Genomic DNA, 20,038 nt, shown 5'->3' with positions numbered 1-20,038 from the left:
ATGGTCCGGGGTCATGCCTTCGGGGCATGGTCCGGGCTCATCACCCGGGTGAGCCAGTCGTCGCGCGTCCGGCGCGCCGCGGCCGAGAGGCGTACCTGCGGATACAGCGCGTCGAAGCCGTGGAAGCCTCCCGCCCAGATGTGGAGTTCCGCCTGGCCTCCGGCCGCCCAGATCCTGGTGGCGTAGTCGACGTCCTCGTCGCGGAAGACCTCGGCGGTGCCGGCGTCGATGTAGGTGGTGGGCAGGCCCGAGAGGTCGTCGGCCATCGCGGGTGAGACGTAGCCGGACACGTCCTGGCCGGTGAGGTCGCCGAGAACCGACCGCCACCCGTACTCGTTCATCTCGCGGGTCCAGACACCGTGCCCGCCGGAGTACTGACGGCTGGAGGTGGTGACGTTGCGGTGGTCGAGCATGGGGCAGATCAGCACCTGGGCGGCGATCGCCGGGGCGCCGCGGTCGCGTGCCATCAGGGTGACCCCGGCGGCGAGACCCCCGCCGGCGCTGGCGCCCGCGACGACGACGCGGGCGGGATCGATACCCAGGTCCTCGGCGTTCTCGGCGATCCAGAGCAGGCCCTGGTAGCAGTCCTCGACCAGGGTCGTGCCCGTCGCCTCCGGCGCGAGCCGGTAGTCCACGGAGATCACGACGGCGCCGAGCAGGTCGATCCAGTCGAGGGGGATGTCGATCTGCGAGAAGCGATCCCCCATGATCATCCCGCCGCCGTGGATCCAGTAGACGCACGGTGCCGGTGTGGTGCGGTCGGTCCCGGCGGGACTGATGATCGACAGCGGGAGCATCGTGCCGTCCGGAGTGGGGACGGTGACCTCGCGCCGGTCGACGGCGCGGCCTTCGAGGAGGGTGTCGATCGGCGTCTGCGGGTACTGGCGCAGCTGGGCGAGCACCTCGGGGCCGAGCGGGGGCATGGGCGGCATCTCCGCGAGCAGCGCGCGCAGTTCGGGGTCGAGGTCGGGGCGTACCGATGTCATGGTGAGTTCCTTTCGCGGGGGTCGGCCGGAGGGGTCAGAAGGCGGCCTTGCCGCCGACCGGCACCTCGTCGCTGTAGAGGGACTCGCCGACGAGCAGTGACTGGAGTTTCGCGACCAGCGCCTGCGCCTCCTCGGTCGCGAAGAACCTGGCGTGGGTCTCCCGGCTGGTCCAGCCTTCGGTGACGTGGACGGTGTCCGGGTCACCGGCCGAGCGGCCGACCAGGAAGACGACGCAGTCCTCGTTGGGCAGGGACGGCGCGTTGAGCAGGAACTCGACCAGCTCGTCACCCTTTCCGGGCTGCGCGGTCATGGTGGCGTGGAAACCGTGGCCGACGATCATGGGGGATCTCCTTGTTCGTGGAGCTCGCGTTTGCTCCTGCGATGCTTGCAACTCCATGAAAGCAGCGCGACCAGGGAAAACGTTAGAGAGATGCTCTCTCGCCCTTGCCTAATACTCTTTCTTTGAGGAGTATCGGGCCTGTGCTTCAATCGAGGGCATGGACCTTGAGGAGCTGCGTTCCCTGCTCGACCGCCACGCCCGGCCCGACATGACCACCGCCATCGACGGTGTCCTGGTCTCGAAGGTCGAGCGGCCGAGCCCACCGTCCTCCTCGATGTCGGGCACGGTGCTGGCGCTCATCGCGCAGGGCGCGAAACGGATCGCGCTGGGCGACCGCGTGTACGAATACCGTGCCGGGCAGTATCTCCTCGCCTCGGTCGACATGCCGATCACCGGCCACTTCACCGAGGCGAGCCCCGAGCGGCCGGCGATGGGCTTCGGCCTGGTCCTGCACCCGGCCACCGTCGCCGAGCTGTTGCTGCAGGCCGCCCCCGGAGACCTACCGCCCGCCGGCGGCGGAGCCCCGTCCGGCATGGCGGTCAGTGATGCGCCCGACGCGCTCGTCGACGCGGTCGTCAGGCTGCTGCGCCTGCTCGACCAGCCGCGCGACATCGCGGTGCTCGCACCGATGATCAAGCGGGAGATCCTCTGGCGGGTCATCACCGGCGAGCAGGGCGCCGTCGTACGCCAGCTCGGACTCGCCGACAGCAGCCTCGCCCACATCGCCCGCGCCGTCCGGTGGATCCGCGACCACTACACGCGGCCCTTCCGCGTCGAGGAGGTGGCGCGACTCGCGGGCATGAGCGTGTCCGCCTTCTACCGCAACTTCCAGGCGGTCACCGCGATGAGCCCCATCCAGTTCCAGAAGCAGATCCGGTTGCAGGAGGCCAGGCTCCTGCTCGCCACACGTTCCAACGACGTCACCGGCGTCGGTCACAGCGTCGGCTACGACAGCCCGTCACAGTTCAGCCGGGAGTACCGCCGCCAGTTCGGCGTGCCGCCGAGCGAGGACGCCGCCCGCCTGCGCGGTTCGACGTCCCGCCTGTCACCGGCTCTCGCTTGACGCGCTCCCCGGCCCGAAGGCCGGGCACCGGCCCGCATTTCGGTAGCCGCCGTCCGCGGGCCGGCCGGCCGTGGGCATGACGAAGGACCGGCCGCCGATGACGGGACCGGTCCGTTCGTCGCCTAGACCTGGGGCGCCTCCATGTCGCCGGGAGTGACGTCGCCCATGATGCGTGCCCTGTTGTCCGTAGCGTGGTGGGCCACACTTCCTTGGAGGCAGGGCATGGTCACGGTGGCCGTGACCATGCCCCGTAGTCGTACCGTGGCGGGGTTTACGGGTGCCTGCGCAGGTGTGCGCGCAGCAGGTTGGGGTCGGTGGCCGTGGTGTAGGCGGCGCTGAGGACGTACACGTCATTGCCGCGCAGGGCGACGGAGGTGGGGTTCTGAAGTCCGTCGCCGGTGTCCAGAACGGTGGTGCTGGTGCCGTCGGGCTTGATGCGTACGACCGTGTTGGGGGCGTTGAGAGCCGCGAGGATCTCGTCGCCGCGACCGGTGAAGGCGAAATCATCGATACCGACCAGGCCCGATGCCTTGACCTGCGGCGTTCCCGCCCGGTTTCCCGGGCGGACCGGAATGCGCAGGAGGGTGCCCCGGTCTAGGTTGGTCACCCACAGCGCGCCGCCGTGTACCTTCGCGCCGTTGGCCCCGAGGAAACCGGTGGAGGCGAGTTCGGGAGCGGTGGACCAGGCGGTGGGGGTGCCGCCGGTGACGGGGACGGTCCACACGGTGCCGAGCACCGAGTCGGTGATGTAGAGCCGCTCGCCCTTCCCGTCCAGTGCCAGCCCGTTGGGCAGGCCGTTCGCGGGCAGCGCGGCGATGCGCCGAGGGGCCTTGCCGTGGCGCAGCCGCCACAGCCCCGTCAGGTCGGCCGTGCCGGTCGCGTACAGCACGTACACGGTGCCGTCAGAGGTGTGGGCGATGCCGGTGGCCAGGGGGAAGCCGAGGATCGGCGTGTTGACCCCGCCGTCGGCGGGCGCGGGCAGGGTCGCCAGGATGCGCGTCTTGCCCTGGGGGGTGACCTGGGCCACCTGGCGGCTGGCGGCGAAGGTGATGTTCGCCGTGCCGTCGGGCAGCAGGGCGATGTTCTCCGGCATCTGGCCCGCCGACAGGTCGAAGTGGGTGGCGATCCGCACGTCCGTCAGTGGTCCCTTGGGAGACGTCGCGTTGGCCGGCGCGGTCGCGGTCATGGTGGCCGCGGCCATGAGAAGGGCCGACATGGTGATCTTGATGCTTCGCTTGGACATGGTTCCTTCACTGTTTTCCGGCATGCGGCAGCCGCGGCGCGGCGCCGTGGTCGAGAGGGGGTTCGGGGGAGGTCGTGATCGTGCCGCCGGCCGGCGGGCATGAGGGCGGCCGGAGACGGGGGCGGCCGGGAGGCGGTACAGACCGTGCCACCGGGTCGCCGAGCGCGAGGCCGGTCTCGACGGGAGGCACGGTGGAGGGGAGGGCGGCACGGTGGAGAGAGGGCGTGGTGGACACGCTGCGACCAGACGCGCCCGGACGCACCGGCCTCCTCGGCCTCCTCGGCCGATGGAGGGGCTCGGGTCAGGTGGTACGGCTCTCCGCGCCGATGCGCGGCCGGTTTGCTTCCTGTGTCGCCTCTCGCGGTGCGATGGCCTGGGAGAGCAGGGTCAGAGCCGTCGCCGAGGGGGAGCCGGGGGCGGCCGTGGCCACCACCAGGGCCGGGCCGTTCCCCTGCGGGCTCTGCAGCGTCTGCTGGGTGACCGTCAACGTCCCGACCAGGGGGTGGCGCATCTCGTAGTCGGCGACATCACAGGCCAGGACCCGGTGGTCGGCCCACATCACGGCGAACTCGGGACTGCGCATGGTCAGCTCGCCGATCAGCTCGGCCAGCAGCGGATCGTCCGGATGTCTCCCGGCCGTCAGGCGCAGGTTGCCCACCACGGCCCTGGCCTTGGCGGGCCAGTCGGCGTACAGGTCACGGGTGTGCGCGTCGAGGAACACCAGCCTGGCCATGTTCGGCCGCCGGCCGGGGACGTTCGGGCCGTCCCGGTCGAGATGACCGGCGAACAGCCCGTGGCCCTCGCGGTTCCAGGCCAGGACATCGCTGCGGCGGCCGATCACGATGGCGGGTGTGCTCCCGAGGGCCGCCAGCAGAGCGGCGGTCGCCGGGGTGACGCGTTCGGTACGCGGCCGGCCCGAGAGTCCGCCCCGTCTCGGTGCGCGGGCCAGGGCGTGCAGGTGGGCACGCTCGGCATCGTCAAGCCGCAGAGCGTTCGCTATGGCGTCGAGCACCTCGCGCGAGGCGTTGTGTGACTGGCCCTGCTCCAGGCGCGTGTAGTAGGGCGCGCTGATGCCCGCGAGCATCGCGAGCTCCTCCCGCCGCAGCCCGGGAACCCGGCGCCGCTCGCCGTAGGTCCGCAGCCCGACGTCCTCCGGCCGCAGCTGGCCCCGGCGTGTCTGCAGGAAGTCGGCGAGATGGCCGTGCTTGTTCATGCAACCGAGTATGCGCGCGGCCGGCGATCCGCGCCTCACCCCGCCGGGGTAGGGATCGGCGGGGTCTGGTTCGCGCGAGCCCCGGCCCCCAGGATGAGAGCGTCCCCCCTTCGACGACTCGGTTCTTCGCTTCGACGAAAGCCCGTGAGCGTCGCTTCCGGTCGGGGGCACCGGCTGGGAGGAGCCCGCAGCCGGTGCCGGTCCGCCGCCGGTTCACCCGCTGATCCATCCGCCGGTCCACCTGCCGGTCCGCCCGCTGATTCATCTGCGGGTCCGCCTGCTCGGCCGCCGGCGGCTTCCCCGATCGGGCCGCTCGCGGAAGCCGGCGACGGCGCCGCCACGGCGAGGTGCCCGGCGGTGGTCAGGGGGTCAGCGCAGGCCGTCGTAGAAGGTGCGCAGGTCTTCGGCGAGCACGTCGGGCACGATGTGAGCGGCGTAGTGGCCGCCGCGGTCGTACGACTTCCAGTGCACGATGTTCGTGTGGTCGCGCTCGGCGAACGTGCGCATGGACACGAAGTCACCGTCGAACATCGCGAGGCCGGTCGGCGTCTTCGTGGGCTCGGTGGGGTGTTCGGCGCGCGCGTCCTCGTAGTAGAGCCGGGTGGCCGACGTCGCGGTGCCGGTCAGCCAGTAGAGCATCGTGTTGGTCAGGACGAAGTCGGCGTCGACGTCGGCGCTGTCGCCGAACAGCTGCGAGTTCCAGCCGAGCAGCCCGGCGGGCGAGTCGAAGATCGCGTATGACAGGGTCTGCGGCTGCTGCGAGTGCAGGGTGTTGAACGACATCTTGGTGTCGTAGAACTTCTGCAGCACCTCCAGGGCCTTCTGGTCCTCCGGGGTGATCCTCTCGAACTCGGCCGGATCGCCGGAGGGGAAGGAGAAGAGCTGGGTGACGTGCACGCCGACGACGTGTTCGGGGTCGATCCGCCCGACCTCGGGGGAGATGAGCGAGCCGCCGTCGTTGCCGACGGCGCCGTAGCGGTCGTAGCCGAGTCGCCGCATCAGCTCCGCCCACGCCCCGGCGATGCGGTACCGGTTCCAGCCCTTCTCCCTGGTCGGACCGGAGAGGCCGAAGCCGGGCAGCGAGGGGATGACCAGGTGGAACGCCCGCGCCGGGTCCTCGGGGTCGGTGAGCGGCTCGATGAGCTTCAGGTACTCCACGATCGAGCCGGGCCAGCCGTGCGTGAGGATCAGCGGCAGGGCGTTCTCGTGTCGCGAGCGGATGTGCAGGAAGTGGATGTTCTGCCCGTCGATCTCGGTGGTGAACTGCGGGTGTCGGTTGATCTCGGCCTCGTGGGCCCGCCAGTCGTACTCGTGGCGCCAGTATTCGGCCAGGTTCCGCACGTATTCCACGGGGACGCCGTAGTCCCAGCCGGCGCCCGGCAACTCGTCGGGCCAGAGGGTACGGTCGAGCCGCTCGTGGAGGTCGTCCAGCCTGGCCTGCGGGACGTCGATGCGGAAGGGCTTGATCTCGGCGTTTTCGCTCATGATCGGAACACTACGGACCCTTCCGGTCAGCTTCTGTCCTGAAGTCCTGGCAGGGTTGGGGACATGTTGGAAACCTCGGCGCGGTTGCTGCGCCTGCTGTCGTTGTTGCAGGCCAGGAAGGACTGGCCCGGCGCGACCCTCGCCGATCGGCTGGGCGTGAGCGAGCGGACCGTGCGCCGTGACGTCGACCGGCTGCGCGAGCTCGGATATCCCGTGAACGCGACGCGGGGCACCGACGGGGGCTACCGCCTGGGCGCGGGGACCGTCATGCCGCCGCTCCTGCTCGACGACGAGGAGGTGGTCGCGGTGGCGGTCGGTCTGCGGACCGCAGCCGGAGGCACCGTCGCCGGCATCGAGGAGACGTCGGTGCGAGCCCTCGCCAAGCTTGAGCAGGTGCTCCCCTCCCGGTTGCGCCACCGGGTCAACGCGTTGCAGACCTACGTCGAACCCGTGCCCGCGGACAGTCCGGGCCCGGTGGTCGACCCCGAGGTGCTGACCGTGCTCGCCGCCGCCTGCCGCGACGGGGAACGGGTACGGTTCGACTACCGCGCCCACGACGGGTCGGCCAGTGTACGGATCGTCGAACCGCATCGGCTCGTGGCGTGGGGACGCCGCTGGTATCTCGTCGCCTGGGACGTCGACCGTCAGGACTGGCGCACCTTCCGGATGGATCGCGTCGAACCGCGCACCCCCACCGGCCCGCGCTTTCCGCCCCGCGATCCGCCGGAGGGCGGCGCGGCCGCGTACGTCGCGCGCGGGGTCTCGGCGGCGGCCTGGCGCCACCGGGCACGGGTCGTCGTCCACGCGCCCGCCGACGTCGTGACCGAGCGCGTCAACCCCGCGGTCGGCGTGGTGGAGGCCGTGGACGAGCACACCTGCGTGCTGAACACCGGCGCGGACAGCCTGCACGTGATCGCCGTGTATCTCGGCATGCTCGATCTGGACTTCGAGGTCACCGAGCCCCCGGAGCTCGTCGAGCACATGCGGGCCCTCGCGGCTCGCTACGCCCGCTCCACGCCGGTCCACGCGGAGGGGTGAGGTCTTTTGCGGAGGGGTGACGTCTTTTGAGGAACCGCCTTCGGAAACCGCCGGGCGGTCGTCGTCGAGCGCGGCCTTCCGCGTCGAGTCGTCGTCGGGCCGTTGTCGGGCCGTCGTCGAACGCCGCCTTCCGCGCGGATCCGGTCGGAGTCCCCGATCGCCGGGGGCGTGTCGCCCCGGTCGCGGCCTCGGGGACTCCGGTCCGTTTCACCCGGTCGGGTTCACTCGCTCGGGTTCACCCGGTCCGTTTCACTCGCTCGGGTTCACTCGGTCGGGTTCACGAGTGCCGGGTTCACGAGTGGGCGACGAGGCACTTCTTGAGCGTGTCCCTGGAGTCCTGACGCTTCGGCGCGATCTTCATGAGCGCGGCGTCGCGCACCTGCACGTACTTGGCTCCGGCGGCGTTGTATGCCTCCACCATCTTCCTCGCGGTGGGGTCCAGCGCCGGAGCCTTGACCCCGAGCTGCTGCAGGGCCACCTTCTGGGAGAGCTGGTCGATGTTCGCGGCGGCACCGGCCTTCATCAGGGCGGCGTGAGCGGCCTTGACCTCCGGTAGGGCGTCGACGTCGGTGAGGGCGTCCTCGGCGTTCATCAGCGCGAGCTGCTCCTGCGCGCAGGGGGCCGGGGCGGTGGCGGCGACGGCGGTGGTGGCGGTGGCGCCGACGGTGGTCAGGGTGGCGAGAAGGCCGAACGCGGCCAGCGCCGTCGCAGTGGTGCGGGTGTGCATGGGGTGCTCCCGTTGGTGCTGAGGGTTGATTGGCATGTGACCTCATGCACCGTAATCACTGTGAGTAATCGCTTCGATGCTTCAAGTTAACGTCAAGGGGTGCGGGCCACCCGATTCCTGAGGAGGCCTGATCGCCCGTGGCGTCGGTTCGGGGTGACGTCGGCCTCCGTTCATGCCTGTGAGTGGACCTCACCCCGGACCGACGAGTGCGGAAAAAGGGTGAAACCACTGGATTTCCATCGGTGCGACAGCGTCGAGATCCGACTCCCGACAAGCCATCCGACTTGCTGGGATCCAGTTTGCCGTTAGCAGGTAAGGCCGGTGTCAGCATCGTCGGAGAGTCATAACCGATCATGACATCTGGGGGAAAAATGCTTCGAAAACTGATCCCGATCCTGGTCGCGGTCGCGGCGGCCGGATCACCCGCCATCGCGACCAAGGCCTGGGCGGAGGTGGCGCCGGCCGCTTCGGCGGCCCGGTCGGTCGCCGCCGCGCAGACGTCCGGTACGTGCCTTCCGGGATCGCCGTGCGCGGGGATCAACTGCGGTCCGGGTCGCGTCTGTGTCCCCTCGCCCAAGCAGTGCTTCACCACGCCGTGCCCGCAGTACGACTGCGTGCCCGTGTCGGGTTACCCGAGTGGGTATCCGGGGGGTTACCCCGGCGGATATCCGGTCGGATACCCGCCTCCCTACCCGGGCTGGCGCCCTCCCTACCCGGGTTGGCGGCCTCCCTACCCGGGCTGGCGCCCTCCGTACCCGAGCGGCTACCCGGGTTGGCGGCCTCCCTATCCCGGGTGGCCTCCGTACCCGAGCGGCTACCCGGGTTGGCGGCCTCCGTATCCGGGCGTGCGGCCTCCGTACCCGGCTCCGCTGCCCCCCGGACCGGGGCGGCCTCCGTACCCGGCTCCGCTGCCTCCCGGGCCGGGACCCAGGCCCATCGGTAGCTGACGGATCGCTGGTCGTTCGGGGGGCACCTCCATCGGCGGGCACCATGTGAGCCTGGCGCGTAGCGGTCCGGCCCTCACCTCCGTCGGTGGCTCGCCCGCGCCGGCGATTCGTACGTCACATCCAGCGGTCCCGGCGTGCCCGGCACCGCCCGTCGTCGCCCGTCACCACCCCAGCCCGCCACGACGGCGGCCCGGGGTGCGGGCGGGTGGCGACGGCTTGTGGGGACACCGGGTGAGCTGGTCTGATGTGCGAAGGATGAGGTGAGCCGGTACGGGGGTTGTTTTCTGCCGTGGAGGCATCTGTCGAGCAACTGGTGTACGTCCGCGAGGACGAGTACACGATCGCGCGGATGAGCGCCGAGGGCATGCCCGGCTTCGTCGCCTCCGGCCGGGCCCTTGGCGGGGTCCAGCCGGGGGAGACGCTCAGGCTCGTCGGTGACTGGGGCGACCACCCGCGGTACGGCAGGCGCTTCGAGGTCGTCGCGTGCGAGCGGCTGGTTCCGGCCACGGTCCGGGCCATCCGCATCTATCTGGGCTCCGGCCTGATCCGCGGCATCGGGCCGAGGCTCGCCCACGCCATCGTGAGCCACTTCGGCGAGGCGACGCTGACGGTCATCGACACCGAGCCGGGACGGCTCACCGAGGTCGTCAACATCGGCCCCGCCCGGCAGGCCCAGATCGCCGACGCGTGGCAGGAGCAGAAGGCGATCGCCGAGCTCATGGTGGTCCTGCAGGGTTTCGGGATCAGCCCGCTGCTCGCGGCGAAGATATACCAGGTCTTCGGGGCCGACTCGGGAGAGGTGCTCACCTCCGACCCGTACCGGCTCATCGGCAAGGTGAGGGGCATCGCCTTCGCCACGGCGGACAGGATCGCGCTGCGCTCCGGGGTCGCGGAGGACAGCCCGCAGCGGGTCAAGGCGGCGATCCTGGACAGGCTGGAGACGGCGGCGAGCCGCGACGGACACTGCTACGTACGCCTGATCGCGCTGGTCGCCCAGTCCGCGGAGCTCGTCGAGCAGGACCACGACCTCGTCGCGCGGATGGTCGACGCACTCGTCGCCGACCGACGCGTGGTCGTCGAGGCGTCGCCCGACGGCCAGGCGACGGCCGTGGTCTATCTGAAGGAGACCCACAGCCGTGAGGTCACGCTCGCCGACCAGCTGACCAGGCTCTGGGAGGCTCCCTCGACGCTGCCCATGCGCACCTTCCAGGAGGATCCCGGGCTGGACGAGGACCAGCGGGCGGCGGTGAACATGGCGCTCACCAGTACCGTCTCCGTCCTCACCGGCGGTCCGGGCTGCGGGAAGAGCCACACCGTCAAGACCATCGCGGCGACCGTGCGGGCGATGGGCGGCACGGTGACCCTCACCGCGCCGACCGGCAAGGCGGCCAAGCGCCTGTCGGAACTCACCGGCCTGCCCGCCATGACCGTGCACCGGATGCTGGCCCACCAGCCGGATCCCGACAGCGGCACGCTGTTCGAGCAGACGCCCGCGCAGGCCGACCTGATCGTGGTCGACGAGGCGTCCATGCTGGACCTGAGCCTGGCCACCCGCCTCACCGCGGCCATATCGCCCGGCAGCCACCTGTTGATCGTGGGCGACAGCGACCAGCTTCCCAGCATCGCCCCCGGCAGCGTGCTCGCCGACCTGCTGCGCGTCGAGACGATCGCGCGGATGCGCCTGACCCGCGTCTTCCGCCAGGCGGAAGGCAGCGGGATCATCCGGGCCGCCCGCCGGGTGAGGGCGGGCGAGGTGCCCGCGACTCCCGGCGGGGGAGGCTTCTGGTTCGAGGAGGTCGACGACCCCGAGCAGGTCGCCGAGCGGGTGCTGCACCTGGCGACGGTGGCGATCCCCCGCAAGCAGGGGGTGAGCCCGGACCAGGTCCAGGTCCTGTGCCCGATGCGCAGGGGCCTGACGGGGACGGCCGAACTCGGCAGGATGATCCAGGAACGGCTCAACCCCGCTCGTGAGGGGGTCGCCGAACACTGGTCGGGCGCCTCCGCCTTCCGGGTCGGCGACCGTGTCATGCCGATCCGCAACAACTACGACAAGGGCGTCTTCAACGGCGACACCGGTACGGTCACCGCCATCACCCCCGAGGAGAGGGTCGTCGAGATCCGCACCGACGACGGGCAGACCGTGAAGTACGGCTTCGGCGAGCTCGACGAGCTGACCCACACGTACGCCATCAGCGTCCACCGTTCCCAGGGCAGCGAGTATCCCTTCGTGGTCGCGCCGCTCGTCACCGAGTCCGGGGGCGTCATGCTGCGCCGCAAGCTGCTCTACACCCTGCTCACCCGGGCACGGTCGTGGGTGGTCGTCGTCGGCGAGCGCAAGGCCCTGGAGATGGCCGTCAATCGGCTGGACCACCGCCGCAACACGGGCCTCGCCCGCAGGCTCGCGCTGAGCCTCGGCGCGGGCCTCCACTACGAGATCGCCCCCGACTGACCTTCGAGGGCCTACCCGAGGACCTACTGCGGCCCGATGCCTCGCACCACGGCGGGAGGACGAATCTCGGCGCGAATGCCATGGGGGAGTGGGTCCTAGGTAGGAATATGCGAAGGTATGGTGATTGCTCGTGACGACGTTTCGGATCAGCGAGGCCGCCGCGCTGCTGGGAGTGAGCCCCGACACCGTCCGCCGGTGGGTGGACGCCGGACGGCTCGTGGCCCGGCGGGACGAGCACGGCCACCGGATGGTGGAGGGGGTCGATCTGGCGGCGTTCGCACGTGCCCGGATCGAGTCCGAGGAGGGCACGGGGCACTCCTCGGCCAGAAACCGCTTTCGCGGGATCGTGACCGAAGTGATCAGGGACGCGGTGATGGCCCAGGTGGAGATCGCCGCGGGACCGTACCGGGTGGTGTCGTTGATGAGCCGCCAGGCCGCCGACGAGCTGGGCCTGGCGGTGGGCGTGACGGCCGTCGCCGTGATCAAGTCCACCAACGTGGTCGTGGAGATCGCCGACCACGCCCGTACGACGGGTTGACGGCGCCGTGAGTGGTCCGTCCGACGGCGTAACGGGTGGCCCGGCCGACGGGGTAGCGGGTGGCCCCGACGCCGTTCCAAACGGTCCGTCCGGCGGCGTGCCGGGAGACCTTCCCGGTGGGGTACGCGGCGGTCCGGCCAACGGTGGTGCGGGCGGTGCGTCCGGTGGGGTGCGCGACGGCGGGGTGGCGGGCCGTCTGCCCTGGGTGCTGGTGCTGCCGGCCGTGGCGGGCATGGTCTTCCTGACGCTGCCGCTGGTCGGGCTGCTGACGCGCGCCCCCTGGTCCACCCTGCTGGAGAGGCTGGGCGAGCCGCGGGTGCTGGAGGCACTGCGCCTGTCGCTGGTGAGCGCGACCGTGGCCACGCTGGTGTGCCTGCTGCTCGGCGTGCCGCTGGCGTGGCTGCTGGCCCGGGTCGACTTCCCCGGCCGTCGTCTGGTACGGGCGCTGGTCACCGTCCCCCTCGTGCTGCCCCCGGTGGTCGGCGGGGTCGCCCTGCTGCTCGTCCTGGGACGGCGCGGCCTGGTCGGTCAGTGGCTGGACTCCACCTTCGGCATCACCCTGCCGTTCACCACGGCCGGGGTCGTCGTCGCCGAGACGTTCGTCGCCATGCCGTTCCTGGTCATCAGCGTCGAGGGTGCGCTGCGCGCCGCCGACCTGCGGTTCGAGGAGGCCGCCGCGACGCTGGGCGCCTCCCGCTGGGTGATCTTCCGCCGTGTCACCCTGCCCCTGATCGTCCCGGGCATCGTCGCGGGAGCCGTGCTGTGCTGGGCCCGCGCGCTGGGCGAGTTCGGGGCCACCATCACCTTCGCCGGCAACTTCCCCGGCCGGACCCAGACCATGCCGCTGGCCGTGTACCTCGCCCTGGAGACCGAACCCGAGGCCGCGATCGTGCTCAGCCTCGTCTTGCTCGCCGTCTCGGTGATCATCCTGGCCGGCCTGCGCGACCGGTGGGTGAGCGGCCCGTGACCCTCGACGCCCATCTCGTCGTCACCCGCCCCCGCTTCCGCCTGGACATCGAACTGGAGGTCGCGGCCGGTCAGGTCGTCGCACTGCTCGGTCCCAACGGCGCGGGCAAGACCACCGCGCTGCGCGCGCTGGCCGGGCTCACCGCCCTGTCCGGCGGGCGGATCCTCCTGGACGGCGAGGCGCTGCATCCCCTGGCGTCCGAACGTCGCCCGATCGGCATGGTCTTCCAGGACTACCTGCTCTTCCCACACCTGTCCGTCCTGGACAACGTCGCCTTCGGACCTCGTTGCCGCGGCGCCTCCAGAGCGGAGGCGCGGCGCGGTGCCGCCGCCTGGCTGGAACGCGTCGGCCTGGCCGGGTACGCCGCGGCGAAACCCCGGCAGCTGTCGGGCGGTCAGGCCCAGCGCGTCGCACTGGCCCGTGCCCTCGCCGTCGGCCCCCGCCTGCTGCTGCTGGACGAACCACTGGCCGCCCTCGACGCCCACACCCGCCTGGAGATCCGCTCCCGGCTCCGCCGCCACCTGGCCGACTTCGAGGGCGCGACCGTCCTGGTCACCCACGATCCGCTGGACGCCATGGTGCTCGCCGACCAGCTGGTCGTCATCGAGAACGGCGCCGTCGTGCAGCGCGGCGCCCCCGCCGAGGTCGCCCGCCGCCCGCGCACCGACTACGTCGCCCGTCTGGTCGGCCTCAACCTCTACCGGGGACTCGCCGCCGAACGGCAGGTCACCGTCGGTGAGGTGCGTTTCAGCGTCGCCGAGAACCTGGAGGGCCCCGCGTTCGTCGCCTTCCGGCCCGGCGCGGTCGCGCTCTACCGGACCCGTCCCGACGGCACCCCGCGCAATCTCTGGGAGGCCACGATCGAGGGTATCGAACGGCACGGCTCATGCGTCCGCATCCACCTGGAGGGACCCATCACCGCCTCCGCGGACGTCACCCCCGCCGCCGTCGCGGATCTCGACCTCACTCCCGGGCAGCGGATCTGGGCGTCGGTCAAGGCCACCGAGACCCACGCCTACCCATCGTGATCGGCAGCCGTGCGGCCGTGCGGCCGTTGCGGCCGTGCGCCCCGAGAGCCGGGTGGGTAGCCGAGAGCCGGGCGGCCGGGCGGGCGTGGGGCCGCGGCGAGCGAAGGCGAGAGAGAACCGGCCCGTGCTCGCCGCACACGCCCCTGTCCGCCGGCGCGAATCCCCGCCCCCTTGACGGGACTCGCCCCGGCGGACGCTTGGACCGGCGGGCGGCGGACGCCTAGACCGGCGGGCAGTTCCGCGGGCCGCCCGTGGCCAGGTCGGCGAGCGAGCAGACCGAGACCTTCGGGTGGTACGGGCCCATCACGGCGGCGGCGGAGGCCGGGTCACCGTCCTCGGGGACGTTCTGGACGGCCTCGGCGAAGTTCTCGTCCACCACCATGTTGCGGAGCAGGACGGTGTGCGCGGCCCTCGGCTGCGTCGTGGAGAACGGCAGGAAGGTCACCCCCGGAATCCTCTCGATCGCCGCGCGCTGCGACTCCCTGCCGATCACGTACGTGTAGTGGCCGGTGGAGTCCAGCGCGGTCTCGTCGTCGCTGCGGCACCCGTAGCTGACCGTCCCGTTCGGCAGGTTGTTCACCACCACGGGAAGCAGCGGGAAGGTGAGGTTCGTGCACATGGACCAGTAGCGCACGTCCTTGTCCGTCCCCGGCCACGGCGAGGGGTGGGAACCGGCGGAGGCGCGCGGCGCCTTGCCCCGGACGACGACGACCTCGCGGTCGGCCGGTGGGGGGACGGTCGCGCTGAGGTAGGCGGCGTCCGCGTTCGGGAAGCCGCCGACGCGCCGCGTGTCGAGTTTCACGCGGGCGAACCTCATCGGCTCCGGCTCGGCGAGCGGCGGGTCCATGCGGAGTCCTTCGAGCGCCTCCATCTGCGCCTGCGTGGGTGTGTCGGTGCTCTCACACCGGGGTACCGGCGTGGAGACGCCGTCGCGTTCGAAGGTGACCGACGGCAGCGGCACCCGCGAGAAGTCGCCGTCGGCCGGCAGGTAGGCCCTCAGCAGAACGTAGCCGTCCGCGCCCTCCGCGGTGCCCTCGGGAGCGAGGGGAAGCGTGTTGACCTGGCCGGGAGCCGCGTCGGAGCTCACGGTCACCGTGTAACGCCCGCCTGGCTCCGCCTGCTGCTGCCACGGGTTGACACTGCCCGGGTCCGGGTCGATGAGGTGGTCGGGCAGCGACGAGCCGACACCGTTGAACGTGAACGACCCTCCGCCGTCCTTGTACACGTTGAACGAGGTGTACCGGCTGTCCGCGTACTCACCCGAGAGCTTGATCCGCAGACGGTCCTGAACCGTGAACGGCAGCACCCAGTACGACGCCGCGGTGTCGGGGAAGAAGACGTTGACGGTGTCCGCGCTCACCCGGAGTTTCCAGGAGCAGTCCGGTGTCACCGGCGGTGCGGCGGTCGCGGCGGCGGCCTGTGGGAGCGGAGAGGCGATGAGCGCGCCGACTCCCAACGCTGCGAGCAGCCCTCGAAGGCGAAGAGAGCGCCGAGGACCGGATTTCGTGCTGGTCATGTGAGATGTCCCCCTGTTTGCGATAGGTGTTTTCGATGGCACGGGAAAGCCGGAGCCTGATGCCTGAGCTCCGATGTCGGAGGCCCGGTTCCGGAACCTTGATGCCGGACCTTTGGTCCGGAACTCCGATGCCGATGCCGATGCCGATGCCGATGCCGATGCCTCCGGCGGAAGGCAGGAAGGACGCGCCGTCCCCCGGCCTGTCCTCGCGGTCGGCCCCCGGCCGATCCGGCTTCCGCCCCCCGTGCGGGTGGGTCGTCGTCAGCGGCTCTTCGCCACCTCGGCGGCCACGGCGCGGAACGCGACCAGCGCCTCGCGCTGGTCGTGGGCCGAGGTGGAGACGGTCGACTTGACGACGACCACGCCGTGCTTGGGCGAGACGTAGACGTACTGCCCGCCGAACCCGGCGGCCATGAAGTCGCCCTCGCCGCCGTCACCGAGCCACCAGTGCAGCCCGTAGCCGGCGTTGAAGGAGGCGGAGGGCGTGGTCGACTTCTTCACCCAGGCGCTCGGCACGACCTGGCGCCCCGCCGCCTTGCCGTCACGCAGGTAGAGCAGGCCGAACCGGGCGAAGTCGCGGTCGGTGGCGTGGTAGCAGCAGTAGCCGAGGCTGTCGCCGGTGGCGTCCTTCTCGATACGCGCCGTGGACTCCATGCCGGCGGGCTGCCAGATCTTCTTCTCCACGTACCGGTGGTACGGCGTGCCCGTGGCGCGGCTGACGATGTCGGCGAGCACGAAGGAGTTCATGCTGGTGTACTCGAATCTGCTGCCGGGCTTCCAGCCGCGCACCTGCCGCGCCGCCAGCTTCTCGACCGACCGGCCCCGCTTCACGGCCATCTGCACCTTGGGGATGTCGGAGCGCTCGTCCCAGGCGATCCCCGACGACATGCGCAGCAGGTTGCGGATGGACACCCCGTCGTAGCCGGAGCCGCGCAGTTCGGGAAGGTAGCGGGTGACCTGGTCGTCGATCGAGCGGATGTGGCCCTCCTGCAGGGCGATGCCGATCGCGGCCGACGTGAAGGACTTCGCCATCGACCAGGACTGGAACCGGGTGTTGCGGTCGGCCTCGACGTAGCGCTCGTTTACGATCTTCTGGCCGTCCAGGACGACGAAGCCGTTGGTCTTCGTGCGCGCGAGGAAGTCGTCGAGGGTGCGCTCGTCACCCTCGTAGGTGTAGGTCACCGAGAGCTTTCTCGGGTCGCTCCGCAGTCTGACCGGATTCGCCGATGGTCGTACGAGGTCGAAGGCACCGGCCTCGGCGACGACCGGCGCGGACGGCGACGAGGCCGGTGCGAGGGAGGCCGACGTCATGGCCAGGGCTCCGGCCGGAGCCGCCGAGCCGATCAGCGTGAGTGCGGCGACCGTCGCGATCGCGGGTACTCGCAGGCGATGGATGTTCATGTTCCCCCCGTGGGTTCGGTGGCGGGGTGAGCCGCTCGCGTACGGCGGGGATCATGACGCACTTTCTTGGCAGATTTCTGGCACGGCCCACTGCGGGACTTCGGCACGGCCCACTGCGGGTCTCCGGCACGGACTACGCGGAGATCCCAAATCTCCCGCACGGTCCACGGCGGAGATTCAGCGGGTCTACGGCGGGGACCGGCGCGGCTCGGTGAGCCAGGAGCCGACCTCGGGAGGACGCTCGTCGGGTCGCGTCGGGGAGCGGGGGGAGAGGGGAGACGAGGCGGGCAGCCGCACCTCGACGCGCGTTCCGCGGCCCTGTTCAGGGTCGGTCACCGTGACCGTGCCGCCGTGCAGAGCCACCTGCTGGCGGATGAGGGTGAGACCGAGGCCCGAACCCGGGCTGCCGGGTCGGCGGTGGAACCTGGTGAAGACGGAGTCGCGTTCGGCGAGCGGTATCCCCGGTCCCGCGTCCTGAACGGCGAGTACGGCGACCGTGCCGTCGGCGGACAGCGTCACCGTGATCGTGGCACGCTCGGTGTCCTCGGTGTCCTCGGTGTCCTCGGTGTCCTCGGTGCCGTCCTTGGCACTCGTGCCGCCCATGCCGCTGTCCGTGCGGTCTGTGCCGTCCCTGGCACTCGCACTGCCCATGCCGCTGTCCGTGCGGTCTGTGCTGTCTGTGTTGTTCGCTCTGTCCAGGCCGCTCACGGCGTCCGCGCTGTCCGCGCCCTCAGGACGGACCACCCTGTCCTTACCGTCAGGGTGGTCCGGGGCATCCGTGCCGTGGATCGCGGCGTTGTCGAGGAGGTTGTCCACGATCATCCGGAGTCCTTCGGCCCATCCCCGTACCGGCAGGTCGGCCGTGGGGGAGAAGGCGATCGCGGCCCTCGGGTGGCGGCGCCGCGCCTCCTCGACGGCGACGGCGGTGATCTCCGCCAGATCGGTCTCGGCGAAGGCCGCGGGCTCGACCAGCTCGCCGCGCGCCAGTCGGCGCAGCATCGTGATCAGCCGCTGTGTCCGGCCGTGTTCCGCACTCAGATCGGCGACGATCTCGGCGCGCTCCACCGGATCCAGTCCGGGGTGGCCGAGCAACTCCAGGTTGGTGCCCATGCTGGTCAGCGGCGTCCGCAGCTCGTGCGCCACGGTGGCGGCGAAGGCGCGGGCGGTCTCCAACGCCTCGCCGGTGCGCGTCACCGCCGCGTCACGCCGGTCCAGCAGATCGTTGAGCACGCCGGCCAGTTCGTCGATCTCGGTGACCCCGGAGGCGGTCTCCAGCCGTGTCTCCCCCACGGGGGACGCGCCGATTCCCCGCGCCTGGCCGCGAAGTACCGCCAGGGGACGCACCGCGAACCTGCCGAGAGCGAGACCGGCGACGACGCCCACCCCCGCCGAGATCAGGGTGACCAGCGCCAACCGGCTGCGGAGCACTCCGAGCCGCCGGTCGAGGTGCTCCTCGGACTCGAACACCCACAGGCGGCCCGCGCCCCCTCGCGGACCCAGGTCGGACACCACGAACCGCCATTCCCGCGCGCCTTCGCCGAAGGTGGCCGGCCCCTCACCGGCCACGGCGGGTGTCGTGGCCGGTACCTCTCCCATGTCGAACGACGTGCTCCCCGGTATCTCGACGCGTATCCCGCCGGGGCTGCCGGCCCCCATGGCGGCGGCCCCGGCGAGTCGTTGCGCGATGAGGTCCGGCGGTAGGCGGGGGGTCATGCGGACGCGCCAGGAGTACGAGGTGGCGAGCGGCGCCAGCGCGTGCGCCCGCGTCGCCATCTGCTCGTCCCGCTCGGCGCGCAGGTCGCGGGAGACCAGGTTCAGTACGAGCAGGCCGCCCAGCAGCACCAGCAGCGGGACGAGCGTGGCCAGGCAGGCCGCGAACCGGGTGGAGAGCCTCACCGGTGCCCGTCCCGCACCACGAACCCGACCCCGCGCACCGTGTGCACCACGCGCGGCTCACCCCCGGCCTCCAGCTTGCGCCGCAGGTAGCTCACGAAGGTGTCCACGGCGTTGCCGGTCACCTCGAAGTCGTACCCCCAGACCCGTTCCAGCAGCACCGACCTGGACAGTACGACCCCCGCGTTGTACGCGAGCACCTCCAGCAGGTCGAACTCCCGGCGGGTCAGCTCGACCTCCCTGCCGCTCACGGTGACCCGGCGGGCGGTCGGGTCGACCGTGAGCGGGCCCACCCTGACCGTCTCGCCGGCCGCCCGCCCGGCCCTGCGCAGCAGGGCACGCAGCCGTAGGACCAGTTCACCGAGGTCGAAAGGCTTGACGACGTAGTCGTCGGCTCCCGCGGCCAACCCCGCCACCCGGTCGGCGACCTCGTCCATCGCCGACAGCATCAGTACCGGAACCTCCGTTCCGCGCGCCCGCAGGCGGGCGCACACCTCGATGCCCGACAGTCCGGGCATCGAGACGTCGAGGACGATCGCGTCGGGCGCTGTGCCTTCGGCCAGTTCCAGGGCCCGCTCGCCGGAGTCCGCGGTCTCCACGCCGAAGCCCTCCAGGCGCAGGCCGCGCCGTAACGAGCGCAGGATCGCGGGGTCGTCGTCGACGGCGAGGATCCGGTACCCGGTCATCGAAGGGCTCCCGTGCGTGTCAGTGGTCAGGATGCGGGGGGCGGAACCGGCCTCCCCGGGGGTGCCGATCCGCTGGGTGTGCCGATCCACTCCGGGGCGGGAGGCGGCGACAGACGGCATCCTGGCAGAAGTCCACACGGACCGGGCAGCCCCACCAGGTCCCGGTCACAATCCGGGGCACCACCGCCCGGTCGTGCCCCCGGGCCGTCGTCCACCCGGCCACGCCTTCCTCCGACCGACCCGCCCGGTCATCTCCGGGCCGCCATCCGCCCGGTCGTGCCCCCGAGCCGTCGTCTGCTCGGCCGCACATCCCTCCGATCGACCCGCCCGGTCACGATCCGTTCGGCAGCCCGGTGCGCCCGTACACGACAAGAGCCCAGGTGAGGCAGCCGAAGGCGGCCACGCACGCCAGCGTGCGGACGAGGTTCCAGCGCACCCAGGCCGCTTCGAACCTCGTGCCGCCAAAGCGATCGCGGGGTTTCCCGACGACATCGGGGCCGTGCCCGTGCGGAGCGTCC

General features: G+C 71.3%; 16 protein-coding genes and 1 pseudogene. 6 read left to right on the top strand and 11 right to left on the bottom strand.

What is annotated here, in order from left to right:
- Window positions 1-11 precede the first annotated feature (11 nt).
- Window positions 12-986 (bottom strand): alpha/beta hydrolase, encoded by a 975-nt coding sequence (locus ABT352_RS00210; protein WP_350941300.1) that lies wholly within the window; start codon window positions 984-986, stop codon window positions 12-14.
- A gap of 34 nt (window positions 987-1,020) precedes the next feature.
- The gene (locus tag ABT352_RS00205) at window positions 1,021-1,326 is read right to left on the bottom strand and encodes a putative quinol monooxygenase (RefSeq protein WP_350941298.1); all 306 of its coding nucleotides are present in this window, start codon (window positions 1,324-1,326) and stop codon (window positions 1,021-1,023) included.
- Between the two features lie 157 nt (window positions 1,327-1,483).
- Between ABT352_RS00205 and ABT352_RS00200 the strand changes: the two genes are divergently transcribed.
- Window positions 1,484-2,389 (top strand): AraC family transcriptional regulator, encoded by a 906-nt coding sequence (locus ABT352_RS00200; protein WP_350941296.1) that lies wholly within the window; start codon window positions 1,484-1,486, stop codon window positions 2,387-2,389.
- 271 nt (window positions 2,390-2,660) lie between these two features.
- Here the strand turns inward: ABT352_RS00200 and ABT352_RS00195 are convergent, their stop codons facing one another.
- From ABT352_RS00195 to ABT352_RS00185, 3 genes are all read right to left on the bottom strand, one after another.
- Window positions 2,661-3,632 (bottom strand): SMP-30/gluconolactonase/LRE family protein, encoded by a 972-nt coding sequence (locus ABT352_RS00195; protein WP_350941294.1) that lies wholly within the window; start codon window positions 3,630-3,632, stop codon window positions 2,661-2,663.
- A 301-nt stretch (window positions 3,633-3,933) separates the two neighbouring features.
- A complete protein-coding gene (locus tag ABT352_RS00190) occupies window positions 3,934-4,845 on the bottom strand; it encodes a helix-turn-helix domain-containing protein (RefSeq protein ID WP_350941293.1) in 912 nt (303 codons plus the stop codon).
- Window positions 4,846-5,214: 369 nt separating this feature from the next.
- Window positions 5,215-6,330: an epoxide hydrolase family protein gene (locus ABT352_RS00185; protein ID WP_350941291.1), complete on the bottom strand. Its 1,116-nt coding sequence runs from the start codon at window positions 6,328-6,330 to the stop codon at window positions 5,215-5,217.
- A 63-nt stretch (window positions 6,331-6,393) separates the two neighbouring features.
- On the opposite strand from ABT352_RS00185, the gene ABT352_RS00180 reads away from it, so the two are divergent.
- Window positions 6,394-7,368 carry a helix-turn-helix transcriptional regulator gene (locus ABT352_RS00180; protein ID WP_350941289.1) on the top strand — a complete coding sequence of 325 codons (975 nt, stop codon included), beginning with the start codon at window positions 6,394-6,396 and terminating at the stop codon, window positions 7,366-7,368.
- A 292-nt stretch (window positions 7,369-7,660) separates the two neighbouring features.
- On the opposite strand, the gene ABT352_RS00175 is transcribed toward ABT352_RS00180, so the two are convergent.
- Window positions 7,661-8,131 carry a hypothetical protein gene (locus tag ABT352_RS00175; RefSeq protein WP_350941288.1) on the bottom strand — a complete coding sequence of 157 codons (471 nt, stop codon included), beginning with the start codon at window positions 8,129-8,131 and terminating at the stop codon, window positions 7,661-7,663.
- Between the two features lie 1,200 nt (window positions 8,132-9,331).
- Here ABT352_RS00175 and recD2 point away from each other — a divergent pair.
- The 4 genes from recD2 (at window position 9,332) to ABT352_RS00155 (ending at window position 14,024) form a co-directional block, all read left to right on the top strand.
- Window positions 9,332-11,491, top strand: coding sequence for an SF1B family DNA helicase RecD2 (gene recD2, locus ABT352_RS00170; RefSeq protein ID WP_350941286.1), 2,160 nt, complete (start codon window positions 9,332-9,334; stop codon window positions 11,489-11,491).
- A gap of 130 nt (window positions 11,492-11,621) precedes the next feature.
- Window positions 11,622-12,029, top strand: coding sequence for a TOBE domain-containing protein (locus ABT352_RS00165; protein ID WP_350941284.1), 408 nt, complete (start codon window positions 11,622-11,624; stop codon window positions 12,027-12,029).
- 232 nt (window positions 12,030-12,261) lie between these two features.
- Complete coding sequence (gene modB / locus ABT352_RS00160; protein WP_350943511.1) at window positions 12,262-12,996, top strand: molybdate ABC transporter permease subunit; 735 nt, start codon at window positions 12,262-12,264, stop codon at window positions 12,994-12,996.
- Window positions 12,993-14,024 carry an ABC transporter ATP-binding protein gene (locus tag ABT352_RS00155; RefSeq protein ID WP_350941283.1) on the top strand — a complete coding sequence of 344 codons (1,032 nt, stop codon included), beginning with the start codon at window positions 12,993-12,995 and terminating at the stop codon, window positions 14,022-14,024. Before modB ends, ABT352_RS00155 begins: the two co-directional genes overlap by 4 nt.
- A 220-nt stretch (window positions 14,025-14,244) precedes the next feature.
- Here ABT352_RS00155 and ABT352_RS00150 read toward each other — a convergent pair whose 3' ends face one another.
- From ABT352_RS00150 to ABT352_RS00130, 5 genes and pseudogenes are all read right to left on the bottom strand, one after another.
- Window positions 14,245-15,540, bottom strand: coding sequence for a hypothetical protein (locus ABT352_RS00150; RefSeq protein WP_350941281.1), 1,296 nt, complete (start codon window positions 15,538-15,540; stop codon window positions 14,245-14,247).
- Window positions 15,541-15,801: 261 nt separating this feature from the next.
- A complete protein-coding gene (locus ABT352_RS00145) occupies window positions 15,802-16,941 on the bottom strand; it encodes a serine hydrolase domain-containing protein (RefSeq protein WP_350941279.1) in 1,140 nt (379 codons plus the stop codon).
- Window positions 16,942-17,127: 186 nt separating this feature from the next.
- A complete protein-coding gene (locus ABT352_RS00140) occupies window positions 17,128-18,837 on the bottom strand; it encodes a sensor histidine kinase (RefSeq protein ID WP_350941277.1) in 1,710 nt (569 codons plus the stop codon).
- The gene (locus tag ABT352_RS00135; protein WP_350941276.1) at window positions 18,834-19,520 is read right to left on the bottom strand and encodes a response regulator transcription factor; all 687 of its coding nucleotides are present in this window, start codon (window positions 19,518-19,520) and stop codon (window positions 18,834-18,836) included. The genes ABT352_RS00140 and ABT352_RS00135 overlap by 4 nt, the downstream gene beginning before the upstream one ends.
- Before the next feature lie 331 nt (window positions 19,521-19,851).
- Window positions 19,852-20,038 (bottom strand): annotated as a pseudogene (locus tag ABT352_RS00130) (DUF1772 domain-containing protein); the annotation flags it as partial.

It is taken from the genome of Streptosporangium sp. NPDC000563 (assembly GCF_040299985.1).
Lineage (GTDB): Bacteria > Actinomycetota > Actinomycetes > Streptosporangiales > Streptosporangiaceae > Streptosporangium.
The sequence above is the reverse complement of the archived record's forward strand: the minus strand, read 5'-3'. Positions and strand labels throughout refer to the sequence as shown.

Coding starts and splice junctions, on each gene's coding strand:
- ABT352_RS00210 (WP_350941300.1), bottom strand. CDS start 986: ATGACATCGGTACGCCCCGACCTCGACCCCGAACTGCGCGCGCTGCTC.
- ABT352_RS00205 (WP_350941298.1), bottom strand. CDS start 1,326: ATGATCGTCGGCCACGGTTTCCACGCCACCATGACCGCGCAGCCCGGA.
- ABT352_RS00200 (WP_350941296.1), top strand. CDS start 1,484: ATGGACCTTGAGGAGCTGCGTTCCCTGCTCGACCGCCACGCCCGGCCC.
- ABT352_RS00195 (WP_350941294.1), bottom strand. CDS start 3,632: ATGTCCAAGCGAAGCATCAAGATCACCATGTCGGCCCTTCTCATGGCC.
- ABT352_RS00190 (WP_350941293.1), bottom strand. CDS start 4,845: ATGAACAAGCACGGCCATCTCGCCGACTTCCTGCAGACACGCCGGGGC.
- ABT352_RS00185 (WP_350941291.1), bottom strand. CDS start 6,330: ATGAGCGAAAACGCCGAGATCAAGCCCTTCCGCATCGACGTCCCGCAG.
- ABT352_RS00180 (WP_350941289.1), top strand. CDS start 6,394: ATGTTGGAAACCTCGGCGCGGTTGCTGCGCCTGCTGTCGTTGTTGCAG.
- ABT352_RS00175 (WP_350941288.1), bottom strand. CDS start 8,131: ATGCCAATCAACCCTCAGCACCAACGGGAGCACCCCATGCACACCCGC.
- modB (WP_350943511.1), top strand. CDS start 12,262: ATGGTCTTCCTGACGCTGCCGCTGGTCGGGCTGCTGACGCGCGCCCCC.
- ABT352_RS00150 (WP_350941281.1), bottom strand. CDS start 15,540: ATGACCAGCACGAAATCCGGTCCTCGGCGCTCTCTTCGCCTTCGAGGG.
- ABT352_RS00145 (WP_350941279.1), bottom strand. CDS start 16,941: ATGAACATCCATCGCCTGCGAGTACCCGCGATCGCGACGGTCGCCGCA.
- ABT352_RS00135 (WP_350941276.1), bottom strand. CDS start 19,520: ATGACCGGGTACCGGATCCTCGCCGTCGACGACGACCCCGCGATCCTG.